Annotated in this window: 11 protein-coding genes; 6 read left to right on the top strand and 5 right to left on the bottom strand. The window is 41.8% G+C overall.

Annotation, left to right across the window (positions count from 1 at the left end):
* Positions 1–21: 21 nt before the first annotated feature.
* Complete coding sequence (locus RMZ43_RS08745) at positions 22–1,227, bottom strand: murein hydrolase activator EnvC family protein (RefSeq protein WP_322653753.1); 1,206 nt, start codon at positions 1,225–1,227, stop codon at positions 22–24.
* Positions 1,228–1,689: 462 nt separating this feature from the next.
* On the bottom strand, positions 1,690–3,687 hold the full coding sequence (locus RMZ43_RS08740) for an NACHT domain-containing protein (protein ID WP_322653752.1): 1,998 nt from the start codon (positions 3,685–3,687) through the stop codon (positions 1,690–1,692).
* 113 nt (positions 3,688–3,800) lie between these two features.
* Between RMZ43_RS08740 and RMZ43_RS08735 the strand changes: the two genes are divergently transcribed.
* A complete protein-coding gene (locus RMZ43_RS08735; protein WP_322653773.1) occupies positions 3,801–4,121 on the top strand; it encodes a DUF2887 domain-containing protein in 321 nt (106 codons plus the stop codon).
* Here RMZ43_RS08735 and RMZ43_RS08730 read toward each other — a convergent pair.
* On the bottom strand, positions 4,058–7,366 hold the full coding sequence (locus RMZ43_RS08730) for a matrixin family metalloprotease (protein ID WP_322653751.1): 3,309 nt from the start codon (positions 7,364–7,366) through the stop codon (positions 4,058–4,060). The two genes, RMZ43_RS08735 and RMZ43_RS08730, sit on opposite strands and share 64 nt — an antisense overlap.
* 917 nt (positions 7,367–8,283) lie before the next feature.
* On the opposite strand from RMZ43_RS08730, the gene RMZ43_RS08725 reads away from it, so the two are divergent.
* Positions 8,284–9,891 carry an NAD(P)H-hydrate dehydratase gene (locus RMZ43_RS08725; RefSeq protein WP_322653750.1) on the top strand — a complete coding sequence of 536 codons (1,608 nt, stop codon included), beginning with the start codon at positions 8,284–8,286 and terminating at the stop codon, positions 9,889–9,891.
* 546 nt (positions 9,892–10,437) lie between these two features.
* On the opposite strand, the gene larC is transcribed toward RMZ43_RS08725, so the two are convergent.
* Complete coding sequence (gene larC, locus RMZ43_RS08720) at positions 10,438–11,724, bottom strand: nickel pincer cofactor biosynthesis protein LarC (protein ID WP_322651748.1); 1,287 nt, start codon at positions 11,722–11,724, stop codon at positions 10,438–10,440.
* 164 nt (positions 11,725–11,888) lie between these two features.
* Between larC and RMZ43_RS08715 the strand changes: the two genes are divergently transcribed.
* The 4 genes from RMZ43_RS08715 to RMZ43_RS08700 all read left to right on the top strand — a co-directional run bounded on the left by RMZ43_RS08715 (position 11,889) and on the right by RMZ43_RS08700 (position 15,512).
* Positions 11,889–12,548, top strand: a complete 660-nt coding sequence (locus RMZ43_RS08715) for an L-threonylcarbamoyladenylate synthase (RefSeq protein WP_322651747.1) — start codon at positions 11,889–11,891, stop codon at positions 12,546–12,548.
* 391 nt (positions 12,549–12,939) lie between these two features.
* On the top strand, positions 12,940–14,160 hold the full coding sequence (locus RMZ43_RS08710) for a HetZ-related protein (RefSeq protein ID WP_322651746.1): 1,221 nt from the start codon (positions 12,940–12,942) through the stop codon (positions 14,158–14,160).
* A 117-nt stretch (positions 14,161–14,277) separates the two neighbouring features.
* Positions 14,278–14,499 carry an addiction module protein gene (locus tag RMZ43_RS08705; protein ID WP_322651745.1) on the top strand — a complete coding sequence of 74 codons (222 nt, stop codon included), beginning with the start codon at positions 14,278–14,280 and terminating at the stop codon, positions 14,497–14,499.
* Between the two features lie 536 nt (positions 14,500–15,035).
* Positions 15,036–15,512: a PD-(D/E)XK nuclease superfamily protein gene (locus RMZ43_RS08700; protein ID WP_322653749.1), complete on the top strand. Its 477-nt coding sequence runs from the start codon at positions 15,036–15,038 to the stop codon at positions 15,510–15,512.
* Here RMZ43_RS08700 and RMZ43_RS08695 read toward each other — a convergent pair.
* Positions 15,484–16,341 carry a DNA adenine methylase gene (locus tag RMZ43_RS08695; RefSeq protein ID WP_322653748.1) on the bottom strand — a complete coding sequence of 286 codons (858 nt, stop codon included), beginning with the start codon at positions 16,339–16,341 and terminating at the stop codon, positions 15,484–15,486. The genes RMZ43_RS08700 and RMZ43_RS08695 overlap by 29 nt on opposite strands.
* Between the last annotated feature and the right edge of the window lie 69 nt (positions 16,342–16,410).

Genomic DNA, 16,410 nt, shown 5'->3' with positions numbered 1-16,410 from the left:
TGCAGCTTAGAGAAACTTGGTTCACAGATAATTAGCTGGATCTACTGGTGTACCATTGCGGCGGACTTCAAAGTGGAGATGGGGGCCAGTTGAGAAACCTGTGGAACCGACAGCAGCGATCGCTTGTCCGCGTTCGACTGCTTGTCCTTCGGAAACATACAACTCGCTGGTATGTCCGTACAGAGTAGTCATTCCATTGCCGTGATCGATAATTACTGCTCTGCCATAACCACCATACCACCCAGCAAAAATTACTCTGCCTGAATCGGCTGCCCGAATTTTACTACCATAGCTAGCGGCAAAATCCAACCCGGCATGAAAGCGACGATAGCCAAGGATTGGGTGTATCCGCCAGCCGAAGGGACTACTAGTAGAAGCATCGCTAGGATACGCCATTATACCAGTTCCTCGAATAATCACACTTGTCCGGCTGTTGGTTTTTGCTTGCGCCTCCTCTGTTGCTCTGGCTTCTGCTACCTTTTGTTGAATCAAGATTTCCAGATTTTGGGATTCCCTCTCTAGCTGGTTTTGTGCTGCTTCCAAGGCTAGGCGATCGCTATTGAGGCGTTGAACCAATTCCGATTGTGACTTTGCCTGGTTTTGATAATCGGATTTTTGTGCTAACAATTGCTCATGAATTAAGGCAATTTCGTTTTTTTGCTGTTCTACGTCCGTTTTTTGTTTATTTATCAGCTTTGCTTGTTGGTTGAGTTTTACTAAAATTTGTTCGTCTGCCTGATACACTAACTTCAACTGATGACGACGGCTGAAAAAGTCGCTGATATTTTCACTTTCGAGCAAAACTGCCCATCCAATAGATGCAGGCGATCGCTGGAGATAACGCAATCGTGCTACTGTTGCTATTTGTCGCTCCTCATAAGAACGTTGCGCTACAGCTAAATCAGTTTCCAACTGCTGGAGGCGTTGGGTGGCGAGTTGTAATCGTGATTCGCTCTCTTGAATGTAGCTATCTGTAGTTTGCAAATTTTGTTTTAAACCAGTGAGGTGTTTTTGGGCCTCTTGTTGGAGATTTGTTAAGCGATCGCGATCGTTAACCACACTCTGACGCTGCTGGTTCGTTTGTTGCTGCTGTTGTCGCAAATTATCAATAGAACCTGTGGAGGTTGCGTTGACTGGAATTAATGACAAACAAATCCACAAAATACAGCAAAATGCAATAAATAAACAGCCAAAAATCTTATTTTTTACTATAAATTGCGCTCTCATAGCGTGAAGCCCAAGCAAAAGGATGCTTTCAAACACTATGAGGATTATTCCCAAAATCTGATTCACCCACTCCAACGCATGATTAAATTGCCTGCCAAGTTGTAACACAAAGATTCCAGCGATGTCAGCATTAAGCAGGTAAGTAAGTCGCTGCGAATAAATCGAACTATATTAAATAATGTAAACTTATTGTAATCGATTTTGTAGTAGGGACTGAAATCCTAACTACAAACCTTTAATTATTCACGCCGTTTTACTTATATCCTCTTTTGTTACCCTGGGGAAATAAAAATTGGGGCTAAATGATGAAACCTAGATTTAGTGGAAAGATTAGCGATCGCAAGCTAATAAAAACCTTCAAATAAAGCTCACAATTAAAATCCTATCTGGGCAAGGGTTACAAATTATTCTCTGGCGAAAGTGACAAAAGCTGTTTACGGACGCGCTCGCGGTGACGTGTACTTAGTCCCGCTTGAACTCCATTTGGGCGAAGTGGTCTTGCAGCAGTTTGTGGATGAAGCGGTAACGATCACCAACACGCTGGAGTAACATACGCTCTGTACAGTAGTCGAGGAAACGGGCGTAATTCCAGGGGATGTAGCCGTTGCAGTAGAGAATAAGGCGTAGGGTGAAGTGTTTAATAACAGGTGTTCCACTTCTAAGTATCCCCACCAATAATCCAAAAAATAACCCAAACATTAAGCTAGAAATTAAAGCTTCCTTATTTAAACTATTATTTTTTTGAATTATTTGAATCAAAAAGATTAATATTGTAGAAGGTAAAAAACACAATACTGATAAATTAAATGTAGTTTTAGCGGATTGCCAAATCCCTTGGTTAGGAATAGTTTTAGTTTCTACTGCTAAACTATTAAATCTCCAAAACACCCCAAAATTTAACCCATTTTTTAAAATATCATAAAAATTTTTTCGAGTTTCAGTTGCTTCAATTTTATCTCCAATAAACCCATTAACCAGCCCGATAATCAGCCCCCAAATCAGCACGACAATCAGTCCTGTAATCGTCCCAGAAATCAGTTGATTAATTATCCCCCACATCAGCCCGATAATTAGCCATTTTGTAATAGTTTTATTAAAAACTTTATTAGACTTAATTAAACCTGTATTTTCAAATTTATCCTCAATTATCTTACCAAATAAACTATTAATCAGCCCGACAATCAGCCCGATAATCATCCCTCCACTCAGCCCTTGAACCAATCCTAAAAACCCGACAATCACCCCTCCAGCCACCCCATGATTAATGACCTTTCCAAGGACAGTAACCTCTCCAGTCCCCCCTAACAGCCCAAAAATCACCCCTAACAGCCCCAGAATCAGCCCATTAATCAGCATTTGTATAACTCCCCAGACAATCAAATTATAAATAATTTGGGGAATTTTACTTTTTAACAAACTAGGCTGCATTTCTTCAATCAAAAACTCTGTTTTCGATTCTAAAAGCATTTTTTGAGCTAGCCAAACGAGCCACATTCGTGTTTTCCTAGCATTAGCAGGTTTGTTCTTCAAATATATCCTACTATTAATATCTCGTGTCAATATCTGCCTTATATAGGCATCTAGCAAATACTGAATCCGCTCTGTTGTAGAATTCAAATCCTGCCATGATTCAACAGATATTTCTTGAGATGCTAAAACAATAATGTCGAGTAGTAAGGGAGTTTTAGCCAATTCTAGCAAGTCTAAGTCGCTACTGATGGTTAACCACAGTTCCCTATATTTAATAGTGGTTAGATAATCACAAATTTGATTATTACTTAAAGTTTGTAGGTAAATAGCACCGTTAAGTTGCAGTTGAGTTGAATAGTTACCATACTCTTTAATGTTACTACAAACGACTAGGAAAATTGGTTTATTCTCGCCTGCTATAAACTGATTAATTGCCTGGACACAAAGTTCTTGATGTTGTGGCTCAAGTTCATCTAAACCATCAAGTAATGGTAATAATTGGTGATTATCTACCCATTCTTTACCAAGTTCAGTTGAGACACCATATTTAGATTTAAGTTCTCCCAATAACCAATTAGTTATAGATTGTCGGTCATCTTTCCAAGAGGACAAGTTGAATAAAACGGGAACGGGATAATCAGGCTGTTCTTTGGCTCGTTGGATTAATTCTTGAGCCAGTTCTAATTGTGTCGTGGTCTTCCCCGACCCTGGCGCACCTAAAATTAACAGTTTACCTGCAACTTCTTGGGAATCAAAAACAGATAAAATAGTTGTACTATCTGGGAGAGCCTCAGCAGGTTTTAAGCCAATTTTTATCTCTGCATTCCAAGGTCTTTTTACCTGCTGGGGTTGTGACTCTTTACCTAAATTAATCAGCACAGCATTGTGTAGAGATTGCCCTAATCGGGAAGTAACTTCTTCCTTAACTAAGGCTAATAGTATCCGTTGATTTTTTGGTCGCGCAGTATTACCTACTGGTGTTAGGGTCATAACTTAGTTGCTAAATATAAAGGTTTATAATTGCTACATTTAGAGTACTTGCTTTTACAGACTCTCCGCGCAATCTGACTGCTTGTGGCGAATAAACAACGCACTGCACGAGAATTTTAATTGTTGACAATGGGTGCTTGACTCCTTCTTCCTCTTCAATTACCCGCGCTTTGTTGTTAAGTGGTCAAGTCAGGCGGGTTTATCTGGATGAGTTGGGGGATTTGCGACAACAACCTTTGGGATTGGGTTTGATGTTGCTGACAAATGTTACTTCTGAAACAGAAGCAGTGGAAGGGGCGCGGTTTTTGTTAGAGGAAGCTGAAAAGTCGCGCCCAGTTGTGGTCTTCATCCACCTCAACTCTAGACTCGACTATGCAAATATGATGTCTTGGGCAGTAATGAAACCAGAATTGGTATTTAAAGTAGCAAACTGAGTGGAATTAAAGCTCAAAGCACCTGTAGTGTTGTTGTAACTGAACTGGCTTGTGGAAGTTGCGCCAAAGGTAGAGCGAATAAAAATTTTATCTCTGGACGAATGAGAAAAGTCTGTAATAGTATCAATCCCCTCTGATACAGAGTCGAATAAAAATCTATCAGCGCCAGCACCACCAGTTAAAGTGTCATTGCCACCAAGACCGCTAAGGTCGTCATTACCAGCGCCACCACGTAGCGTATTATTCCAACCTGCATCACCAACAATAGTGTCGTTGTATTGGCTACCAATGATATGGTCAATTCCTGTCAATTTGTCTCGTGTACCGAAACCATCATTAGTAGCAAATCCTGAGCCTCCAAGTGTGACATTTATCCCTTGTGTTGCATTTGAGTAGTCCCCAGTATCTTCACCTAAGCCACCATCTAGATTGTCACTACCAGCACCACCATTCAGGGTATCGTTACCATCACCGCCGATGAGAGTGTCATTGCCACCAAGACCGCTAAGGTTGTCATTACCAGCGCCACCACGTAGGGTATTATTCCAACCTGCATCACCAACAATAGTGTCGTTGTATCGGCTACCAATGATATGGTCAATTCCGGTCAATTTGTCTTGTGTACCGAAACCATCATTAGTAGCGAATCCTGATGCCCCTAGTGTAATATTTATTCCTTGTGTTGCATTTGAGTAGTCCCCAGTATCTTCACCTAAGCCACCATCTAGACTGTCATTACCAGCGCCACCAATAAGGGTATCGTTACCATCACTGCCGATGAGAGTGTCATTGCCACCAAGACCACTAAGCTTGTCATTGCCAGCGAAAGCATAAATAATCTCATCACGTGGGGTGCCTATGAGAGTGTCATTTTTGGGAGTACCGTAGATTCTAGGTAGTGGCTGAACCAAACCAACACCTGTTCCGTAGATGTCTCGAATTCCCTTAATGTCATCATCATACAGGAACGCGCTTCCTAAACCAGAATAAAGAGAAGGGCCACGTGGATTCATGATCGCATTAGTGCCACCGTCCTTAGGTGAAGGTTCATGGTCAAGCCCTAAAGCGTGACCAATTTCGTGTACTGCTATTTGCAAGATGTCTTGTTGATTAGAACCAAATTTTATTCCCCAGCTATAACTGCTGCTGAAGTAAATATTGATGTCAGAAGCAGGTTCAGGTACACCTCCTTTGTGTACTACATTAAGAAGTTCGGTTTCTCCCGCAGCCTTACCAGCTCCATCTATGTTCTGATAACCAAACCGTATTTGAGAAGAACTACTATCAGATACCTCCACAAAATTTAGCGGTGCATAAGTTGCCCATAACCTTAATGCCTCTTCTATTGCTAAAGTCAGTGTACTTACAGCAAGACCTCCAGGTAAGTTGCCGTCTAGCAGATTACTATAGCTATAATAAATAACGACTCGTGTATCTTTATCAGACAATGGTGGCCATTTGAAATCGAAGTTCTTATCAAACTTCTTGAAGCTCTCCGGCTCTAGAGGTGTGTGTACTAGGTCAATGCCCTTACCGCCAAAAAGCTGGTGATTGCCATCGCCGCCAGAGACGCTATCACTGTCAGGCAAAACATAATTAATGTCAGCACCTGGGTTGCCGATGATGTTGTCATTGTTGGCAGTACCGTCGATTCTACGAGAAGCAAGTGGCACAAGCGAACCTACACCTGTTCCGTAGATGTCTTGAATTCCCTTAATGTCATCATCTAGCAGGAACGCGCTTCCTAAACCAGAATAACGAGGAAAGCTACTTGGATTCATGATAGCATTAGTGCCACCGTCCTGAGGTGAAGGTTCATGGTCAAGCCCTAAAGCGTGACCAATTTCGTGTACTGCTGTTTCTAGGATGTCATATTGATTAGAACCAGGTTTTATTGCCCAGGTCTCACTGATGTCGAAGTAAATATCGGTCTTATCAAGTATAGGTTTGATGACAAGCACCGTTTCTGCCGTAGCATTACCACCAGCTCCATCTATCGTACGATAACCAAACCGTATTTGAGAAGAACGACTATCAGATGTCTCCACAAAATTTAGCGGTGCATAAGTTGCCCACAGCTTTAATGCCTCTTGTATTGCTGAAGTCAGTGTACTTACAGCAAGACCTCCAAGTAAGTTGCCGTCTAGCAGATTACTGTAGCTATAAGTAATAACGACTTGTGTTCCTTTACCAGAGGGTTGTGGCCATTTGGAACCGAACTTCTTGAAGTTCTCCGGCTCTAGAGGTGTGTGTACTAGGTGAATGCCCTTACCGCCAAAAAGCTGGTGATTGCCATCGCCGCCAGAGACGCTATCATTGCCAGGCAAAGCATAATTAATGTCAGCGCCTGGGGTGCCGATGATGTTGTCATTGTTGGCAGTACCGTCGATTCTACTAGCAGGAAGTGGCACAACCGAACCAACACCTGTTCCGTAGATGTCTCGGATTTCCTTAATGTCATCATCTAGCAGGAACGCACTTCCTAAACCAGAATAACGACTAACGTCAACTGGATTCATGACAGCGCTATTGACTAGTTCATGGCGAAGCCCTAAAGCGTGACCAATTTCGTGTACTGCTGTTTCTAGGATGTCTTGTTGATTAGAACCAGGTTTTATTGCCCAAGTCTCACTGCTGTCGAAGTGAATATCGCCACCTAAACCATCTGTGGTTGAAGGATGATAGGCTTCTGCCAAAGCATCACCGCTACTACCATCTATCGTAGAATAACCAAACCGTATTTGAGGATGGTTAGCTGCGGGGTAATAATTGTTCGATGGTGCAGGGCCACTATCAGCTATCTCCACAAAATTTAGCGGTGCATAAGTTGCCCACAGCCTTAATGCCTCTTCTATTGCTGAAGTCAGTGTACTTACAGCAAGACCTCCAAGTAAGTTGCCGTCTAGAAGATTACTGTAACTATAAGTAATAGTGATTGGTGTTCCTTTACCAGAGGGTTGTGACCATTTGGAATCGCCATTAAGGAACGTATCTGGCTCCAGAAGTGTGTTTTCTGTGTCAATTCCATCAGCATGAGCTTGGCTAGTTCCAAGGCTTTGTTCCTCTCCAGTTACCGGCTTAACTAATAAATCAGACTGACTAAAATTATAGTCCTGAGCAGGTTTGATATTAGGGGATGTCGGGACTAAATCTGTAGTACTAACTCCTTGAGAAACAACAGATTCAACCGGGGTTTCCGGTAATATGCCTAATAAAGCATCATTTCTGGTAAAAGCACTAAGCATGAGTTGTGTTTCCTAAACAGTTTCTCTGTGAAGCTTGCACTATATTTACTCCCTGCTGCGTTACCAAGGGGGGACTACAGGGGGGTCGATTAAGCGCATCTTTATATAGAATTGGTATAACTCTTGCAAAATATTTATTGCTTTAAATTCTAATTAACGTCAGTTCAACGGAACTAAAAGATAGCAGGAGGCAGTGTAGGTAACCCTCTTTCAAGAAACAGAAATGTTTTTTTATATCCATAGGGAATGCGATCGCTTTCCTCGGACGCTTTTGTTGCTCTGGGGAAATCGAAATTAGGGCTAAATGATGAAACCTAGATTTAGTGAGAAGATTAGCGATCGCAATGATTTACGCAACCAACTGTTTAGTACATCTTGCTGCTCATCAGTCATTTCAACTTGGATACTTGAGATACGGATAAAGTATGTTTGACTTTTATACCACCTTATACCAATTCTGTATGAGGATGCACATAATAAGACTTCCCTGTAGTCCCCCCTTGATAAGGGGGGACGGCGTAGCCGGGGGGTAAATATATGCAGCTTCACAAAGAAACGGTATTACAAGAAATATCCTCCTCTATTTTCCGGCAGGAAAAAGTCCAAGCAAAATTAGAGAAAGTAGTTTTTTCATGATTTTTGCCTAAGTTTATTGAAAGTTGATAATCTTGATGTTCGCAGATGATAACTAACTACCTCAAGGCACTTTTATGACAAAATATTTGCCGACTTGTGCAAACTTTATCAATTTTTTTATAAGTTTTTACTACACATATTGATATAGTCCATAAAACATAAATAACCTCAATTTATTAGGTTATAAAAGGTTTTTAAATCTGCTAAAGTTTCAGGGGAACTGAAACTAATAACTCAGCACTGGCTCAACCATAGCTATCCACTAATAGAATTCAAGACTGATGCAGAACAGACAAGAAAAAATTTCACAAGTGGTAGTGACTGCTGTGCAGATGCGCGATATTGAAGATCGGATCTTTGCAGCAGGAATGCCTGTAGTCGCTTTGATGGAAAAGGTGGCGGGATTAATTGCCCGTCGCATTCAAGAGATTTCCCCAACCCCTCTTATAAAGCAGGGCTACATCCTTTCAAACACAACGTTCTTAAGGGGATCGCCGCAGGCGGGGGGATCTCGTGTTGGAATTCTTGTCGGCCCGGGTCATAATGGCGGAGATGCTTTAGTAGTAGCCCGTGAATTATACTTTCGCGGGTATGAGGTTTGGATTTATTCTCCTTTCTCTAAGCTTAAAGAATTAACTTCACAGCACTTGCAGTATGCTCAGAGTTTGGGCATTCCAATTTATCAAACAATTGAGCAACTGCCAGATTCTGATTTGTTGATTGATGGCTTGTTTGGGTTTGGTTTAGAAAGAAACCTTACTGATCCCATCGCCTCTGCAATTAATCAATTAAATGAATTGCCTGTGCCGATTTATAGTATTGATATACCTTCAGGTTTACACACTGATACTGGCGTTGTATTAGGAACTGCCATTCGTGCCACTCACACTTTTTGCTTGGGTTTATGGAAGCTAGCTTTCTTCCAAGATCAGGCGCTGGAATATCTCGGCAAAGCTGAGTTAATCGATTTTGATATTCCTTTAGCTGATGTGGAAGCTGTTCTAAAAGATGCACCCAGCATTAAACGTATTACACCAGCAACGGCGCTTGCAACTCTACCCCTACCTCGTCCACCAGTCACCCACAAATATAAGGAAGGACATTTATTGTTAATTTGTGGTTCGCGGCGCTATGCAGGTGGAGCAATTTTAACTGGTTTGGGTGCTAGGGCTAGTGGTGTGGGTATGCTTTCCATTGCCGTACCCGAATCGCTGAAATCTCTTTTGGTGTCACATTTGCCAGAAGCGCTAATTGTCGGTTGTCCAGAGACGGAAACTGGAGCGATCGCTCAGTTACAATTACCAGAAAAAACCGATTTGAGTTCCTTTAATGCGATCGCTTGTGGCCCCGGTTTAACACGAGATGCCACTCCAATTGTGCAAGAAGTGATCAACAGCGAACGCCCTCTAATTCTCGATGCCGATGGTTTAAATATCTTGGCACAAATGGGAGCGATCCCCACATTAAAAAAACGTCTTGCTGTAACCGTACTCACACCCCACACTGGCGAATTTCAACGATTGTTTCCTGATGTCCCCGATGCTAAACATGACAGGGTACAAGCAGTACGGGAAGCGGCGGCACAAAGTAAGGCGATAGTATTGTTGAAAGGGGCGAGAACTGCGATCGCAAACCCTCAAGGTGCTGTTTGGATAGTTCCTGAAAGCACACCCGCCTTAGCGCGTGGCGGTAGCGGCGACGTATTAACTGGGCTACTAGGTGGATTGTTGGCGCAAGCAGCAACTAAGCAGATTCCCGTAGAAGATATTGTGGCAACTGCTGCATGGTGGCATTCGCAAGCGGGTATAATAGCCGCCCAAGAGCGTACTGAATTGGGTGTAGATGCGTTTACATTGACACAATATTTGATAAAAGTTCTAAGTAATTAAACCGCTTTTAACTATGACTCTAGAAATCGACATCAAAAAAGAAAAACTACAGGAAAGCACTAGTTTAAAGACAAATCAAGAAACAGAAAACGAAAAAATTCTATGTCCTCATTGTCAGCGCACCGCTACAAACGGTATTAAATGTAAAGGCATTTGTGTGGCTGACAATGACTATTAAGCTTTGCAGAAGGCAGCTATGCTGGAGGCAGATAGCGCAGCGTTAGCGAGTCCGCGAGCGTCGGGCAGAAGGAACAAGTCTTTATAGGATTCGATCCCTCCTGACTTTGCAGCCCTGAAAAAAGCAATTTATCGAACCGCCTTCTGGTGCGTCGGCTTTTGCCGACGCGCATCCTCTGATAGAGTGTGCGTAAGTTTTGATGTAAAGGAAAATTTCAGTCCACTTGAGTGGACTTTAGCTATGAGCCGCTGAACTTAAGTTCTGGGCGGGATATCGGTTGAGCGCGATACTTTAACTATTACAAAATGTGGGTCATGACAAAGCTTTAGAATAGCATTCCCAGTCTCCAACGAGGAAAGAAATTTGTATCAGCCATTGGCTAAATTCCAACACTGTAGCGCCAACCGTTGAATTTCGCGCCAGGGAATATTATGTTTTCGGGCTAACTCTGCACAATCTTCATATTCTGGCTGCACATTTGCAATAACTTTTTCTGGTGATCGCCCTTTCCATGCTATCTTGACACGCACTTTGCCATATTCCGTTTCCACTTGTTGAATTTCCCGTTGTAAAATGGCACGTTGCTGAGTTGTTCGCCGAATGCCTAAAGTTGTAGTTTCGCGGAATACAACCGCTTCACAACTGAGTAAATTTTCTGGATGACAAATCACAGTTAGCAAAATTCCCGGACGCGACTTTTTCATACCGATCGCTTGGGTAAAAACATCCAGCGCACCAGCCGCAAACAACGCCTCAAACGCATAGCCGATCGCTTGTGGATTTAAATCATCAATTTGGGTTTCTAGTACCGAGATGGTTTCCAAATTTGAGCTATTAGCTTCAGAATCACTGAAATTTGACTGTAAACTTGCGCTTTCACCCACCCAAAGACGTAAAATATTGGGAATGGGTAAATTTATGGTTCCTGCTCCCAATCCTATCTGCTTGATAGCGATCGCAGGTGGTGAACCAAAATCTCTTGCCAAAGTAGTAGCGATCGCAGCTCCTGTTGGTGTCACCAGTTCTCTGTCAATTCCATTGCTATAAACTGGACAACCCCGCATTTCCCACAGCTTTAATACTGCTGGTACTGGTACTGCCATCTGACCATGTGCAGCCCGAACAGTGCCGCCACCAGTCGGGAACGCCGAGCAATAAAGTAATGGCAATCCTTCCTTATTGCTCTCAATGCCCAACCAATCTAAGCCCAGACAAGTGCCCACAATATCTATGATCGCATCTACAGCACCCACCTCATGAAAATGAACTTTTTCAGGAGAAATGCCATGCACCGCCCCTTCTGCGATTGCTAGCTGTCGGAATACCGCCAAACTCCAAGCTTCTGCCCGTGATGGCAACTGAGCTTTGAGAATCATCCGCTCTATTTCTGGCAGGTGGCGTGTGTGGTGGTGACTGTGTTCGTGGTCGTGGTGATGGTGGTGGTGGCGATCATGTACTAAATCCACATGGACTTTAGTCGCTTGCTGACCATTCCGTTGAACAAATTCCGCCCTTAACTGATATTCCTGTTCAATACCCAATCCATTGAGTTTTTCAATTAAATACTCCACAGGAACACCCAAACTCACCAAAGCACCCAGGCACATATCACCAGAAATTCCTGTCGGACATTGAAGATAAGCAATTTTATTCATAATAAATTAATCATTAGTCATTAGTCATTAGTCATTAGTCATTAGTCATTGGGCATTGGTTATTAATTATTCTCCTCTGCTTCCCCTGCTCCCTTATCTCCCCCCGCCTCCCCTGCCTCCTCTGCCCCCTCTGCCCCCACTCCCCACTCCCTACTCCCCGTCCTATGGCAAAAATTTTCCCAGTTCATCCGGATAATCCTCAAGTTCGCCGAATAGAGGAAATAAAGTCGGCGCTTTCTAGTGGCGCAGTCATGCTTTACCCTACTGATACAGTCTATGCGATCGGTTGTGATTTGAATGCCAAGTCGGCGGTAGAACGAGTGCGGCAAATTAAACAGCTAGCAAATGATAAACCACTGACATTTTTATGTCCCTCGCTTTCAAATGTGGCAACTTATGCCTTCGTAAGTGACACAGCCTATCGAATTATGAAACGCCTGATTCCAGGGCCATACACGTTTTTGCTCCCAGCGACTAAATTAGTACCGCGATTGGTGCAAAGCCCTAAGCGGAAAAGTACTGGAATTAGAGTACCAAACCATACTGTGTGTTTGGAACTGCTGGCAGCGTTGGGCAATCCGATTATTTCAACTTCAGCACATCTGCCACCAGATGAAGCAGATAATGGCATGATTCGGATAGATCCAGAAACTGTTCAGTCGCGGGTAGAGCTATTTGATCGTTTGGATAAGTTGGTAGACATAATTGTAGACACTGGCGAAGAACCTACTTATGAAGTATCTACTATTTTGGATATGACCGGAGACGAAGTAGCAATTATACGGAGGGGTTTAGGTTGGGAAGCAGCAGCAGCATGGGTATAAAAATTACACTTCACAGGCGCACCTCTCCGTTTCGGAAATTGTGATAAAAGCGACTCCAGTTTTTAAATTGTCATATTTTAAGCCGATGTCTACGATGGCACAGATGCAATAACAGGATGGTGGCAACAGTCGCTACAGCAAGGGATTTGACAATTTTGAGAACATGGCAGGTACTTGTGTCCTAGCGTCAATGTGGTGGCTTGTGAAAAAACCGACACATTTCCATAACTGTAACTCTCTCGTATTTCCTACAGTTTTATATATGAGCTTTAGATGTGAGCATTACATGCGGCAAGCCTTGATGGATGAATGCCTAAAGATTCATAAGCCAAGGCCGGCCTTGATTGCTGTGTCTGCGTTGTAATTACGGTGCAATACTACTGGAAAAGTCATGAAATCTAACGTCATTAATCTACCAAACTCTACACCCATTTTTGATAACCACCTTTCGACTGAAGAATTTTCAGACAGCAGCAGCGAAACCTTGATTGAATTGCTGTGTCAGGAAATGCAAGCACAAGTGAAAGCAGCACCCAAGTGCGTAGAAGCTTTAGCAAACCGCATAGCCGTAGAAGTAGAACGCATTTGCGATAAAAGCTCCCGTATCCAAACATCTGGGGAAATCAAATCCTGGCAGATTACGTTGGGAAGGCATCGGATGCACAAGTGCTTACGTTACTACCAACTAGGTTCAAAACAAGGACGGGTGGAATTACATAGCAATTTGGGTGCTATGGTTTACCGCCACGTAACTATATCTGGCTCTGAGTTGGGTTTTGAGGCTCGTTACAGCCTGATTGAAGATTTTTTACAAGCATTTTATATCGAAGCTATCAAAGCTTTCCGCAGAGAAAACGAACTACCTAACGATCACACACCGCGTACTCAGCTGCAATTAGCTGAATATATGGCGTTTACAGAGCAGTATGCCAAACGCCGGATCAATTTACCTGGTGGTGCAAATCAGCAATTGATTATCCTGCGGGCCCAAGGCTTTGCTCGTCGTCAGCCGCAAGAAACTACCGTGGATATTGAAATGGCGGTAGAGTCTGCTAAGGGTGAAGAAGCAGAATCTTACCAGCGTAACTCGGCGGTGCAACAGCTGCGATCGCAAATGATTGCCCAAACTAATTTCGATCCCTCAGAAGAATCAGAACGCGATCGCGTCATCAGTGAATTGATGAAATACCTAGATTCTCAAGGTCAATCTGACTGTATGAACTACCTCAGCTTGAAACTTCAAGACCTCTCAGCCCCAGAAATTGACCAAATTCTCGGTTTAACTAGCCGTCAGCGCGATTATCTCCAACAACGCTTTAAATACCATGTAGAAAAATTTGCCAAACAACACCACTGGCAATTGGTACATCAATGGTTAGGTGCGGGTTTAGAGCAAAAATTGGGTTTATCTTCCCAGCAGTGGGAAATCTTTGTGAATCAACTCACAGAACAGCAACAGCAAATATTAGAGTTAAAAACTGCACGGGAAAATGACGTTGCGATCGCTAAAACCATCAAATGCACCCCCAAACAATTACAAAAGCGCTGGACTCAACTTTTAGAACTAGCATGGTCTATCCGCAACGGTGATACAGAGGCACAGACAGGTTGAAGTCAAAACCAAATAACTAAAATTCATCCAAGCTAAATTCCAGTTATTAGAAATGTTGTTATAGATATGGCGGTTTCAGGGTGTAATAATTAAGGTGAATAAAATACATAGAAGACCATGAACCCAGTATTTCCCGAACTCTCTAGTCTTTCGAGGGCGGCAAAAGTTCAACTGGTAGAAGATTTATGGAATGAGATTGCCGCTACACCAGCAACACTCCTAGTTTTAGATTGGCAGAAAAAAGAGCTAGGCGATCGCAAAGTTGAATATCAACAAAACTCAGCCATTGGTAGCAGTTGGGAAGATGTAAAAGCCAAAATTTCTCAACGGCATGGCTAGAAACTTAACTATCCTTATAGCCGCAGAACTAGATATTATTGAAGCTTATGACTGGTAAGAGGGGCGCGAATTTGGGTTAGGCACACAGTTCCTACGATGTATTGATGCCTGCCTAAATTGAATCCAGCGTCACCCCAGCACATACCAGATTGTTCATGAAACCTATCGCCCTACTACAGTCAGGAGTTTTCTCTACCTCGTTTTTACGAGTTTAATGAACAGGAGATTATTCTCTACGCTGTTTTCTACTGTTCCCAAGACCCAGAAAAATGCTGTAGTAGCTTGCAATAGTTGGTTTTTGAGACAACGAAAAAATATATTCTTGTAATTATTATCTCAATTAGTAACTGCTTGTCGATCCAAATTATTAATACATTTGTATTTATTTAGTACAAGAATACTAAGTATTTCAGATTTTTTACTATTAATCCAACCTTATTTAGTCAAAATCAAAAATTCATATTAAGCAACTGACCTTTTTTTACTACTTCTGTGAAATCCTATAATAAGCAAGACTTTTGGCAGAGGGATTTAGGATGGCTCTGACTCAAGGAGGACGGGCAAATAAGGCTGGGAATATTTTAGAAAGAAATGTAGAAGCAATTTTGACTGGGCATAATTATTTCCAAGTTGGGAACTATGTCTCAAAAGAATTTATTTTAAATGCTGCTTTATTACCAAAGCGTTATGGAAAAGAAATTTATATTGGAAGTGGAATTTATCATACCGAGCTGAAAGTTGATTTTTATGTTGTTGGCTCACCTGCAATGCCATCTGGTTTAATTTTCGAGTGTAAATGGCAAGAAAGCCCCGGTTCGGTTGATGAAAAATTTCCTTACTTGAATATGAACATCCAGAACTATTACCCTGCACCAACTATTGTAATTTTAGGCGGTGAAGGTATGCGAGAAGGCGCAAGCAAATGGCTAAAAGCAAGAGTTAATGATAACCATAATTTATTAGCAGTTTATAGTTTAGACAGATTCATTGCATGGGCAAATAAAAATCTTTAAAAGATGTGATTAATAATTCGCAAATCATCCCTCTATTTTTGACGTTTGAATTAATTGATCGGGCTGCTTTAATTTTGTAGGTTTCAAAATTAATATCAGTATAAATTTTGTTAATAAATTCGCTATCAGAATTACACACCATAACTTTAACACCACGACTTGCTAACTCTGCACAAGTATCTCTTAAAAGTTCTTGGTCTTTTTTACTAAAACAATTTTGGCTATAAGCAGTAAAATAACTAGTGTCGCTGATAGGATGGTAGGGCGGGTCAAAAAATACAAAGTCATCACTGCTAGTTGCATAATTTAAGACTTCTGTAAAATTTGCTTGTTTAATTGATGCATGAGAAAGCGCTTCTGAGGCAGCTTTTAATAAAAACTCAGAACAAATATTGGGATTTGTATATCTGCCTAAAGGCACATTGAATTTACCCTGTGAGTTGACTCGATAAAGACCATTAAAACAAGTTTTATTAAGATAAATTAAACGAGCCGCTTTTTCTATATCAGTTCCACTAGAGTGGTTTCGGATACTATAGTAATAATCTTTATTATGTCGAATTTTATGCTCTTTCAATATAGAAATTAATTCCTCAACATGATCTCTAACACAACAATAAGTGTTAATTAATTCGGCATTGATATCAGTTAAAACTGCTGCGGTTGGTTGAAGATAGAAAAAAACAGCACCACCACCTAAAAATGGCTCATAGTAATTTTTATAACTTTTAGGAAAATAAGGAATATATTGCTGTATCAACCTACTTTTACCCCCTGCCCACTTCAAAAATGGACGCGGGCTAGTTTCCTTGGGGATTTGAATTACCATTTACTTGTGATTTAACTGAAAATAATCGTGACTAAATAAAGCCAATATAACCGACGAAGTATATTTTAT

The sequence above is a fragment of the Nostoc sp. CmiVER01 genome (genome assembly GCF_034531135.2).
Lineage (GTDB): Bacteria > Cyanobacteriota > Cyanobacteriia > Cyanobacteriales > Nostocaceae > Nostoc.
Note: the sequence above shows the minus strand (reverse complement) of the source record. Positions and strands in the feature narration are given on the sequence as shown.

Bases quoted from the DNA above. Each gene is read 5' to 3' on its own strand.
- RMZ43_RS08745 (WP_322653753.1), bottom strand. From the start codon at position 1,227: ATGAGAGCGCAATTTATAGTAAAAAATAAGATTTTTGGCTGTTTATTT.
- RMZ43_RS08740 (WP_322653752.1), bottom strand. From the start codon at position 3,687: ATGACCCTAACACCAGTAGGTAATACTGCGCGACCAAAAAATCAACGG.
- RMZ43_RS08730 (WP_322653751.1), bottom strand. From the start codon at position 7,366: ATGCTTAGTGCTTTTACCAGAAATGATGCTTTATTAGGCATATTACCG.
- RMZ43_RS08725 (WP_322653750.1), top strand. From the start codon at position 8,284: ATGCAGAACAGACAAGAAAAAATTTCACAAGTGGTAGTGACTGCTGTG.
- larC (WP_322651748.1), bottom strand. From the start codon at position 11,724: ATGAATAAAATTGCTTATCTTCAATGTCCGACAGGAATTTCTGGTGAT.
- RMZ43_RS08715 (WP_322651747.1), top strand. From the start codon at position 11,889: ATGGCAAAAATTTTCCCAGTTCATCCGGATAATCCTCAAGTTCGCCGA.
- RMZ43_RS08710 (WP_322651746.1), top strand. From the start codon at position 12,940: ATGAAATCTAACGTCATTAATCTACCAAACTCTACACCCATTTTTGAT.
- RMZ43_RS08705 (WP_322651745.1), top strand. From the start codon at position 14,278: ATGAACCCAGTATTTCCCGAACTCTCTAGTCTTTCGAGGGCGGCAAAA.
- RMZ43_RS08700 (WP_322653749.1), top strand. From the start codon at position 15,036: ATGGCTCTGACTCAAGGAGGACGGGCAAATAAGGCTGGGAATATTTTA.
- RMZ43_RS08695 (WP_322653748.1), bottom strand. From the start codon at position 16,341: ATGGTAATTCAAATCCCCAAGGAAACTAGCCCGCGTCCATTTTTGAAG.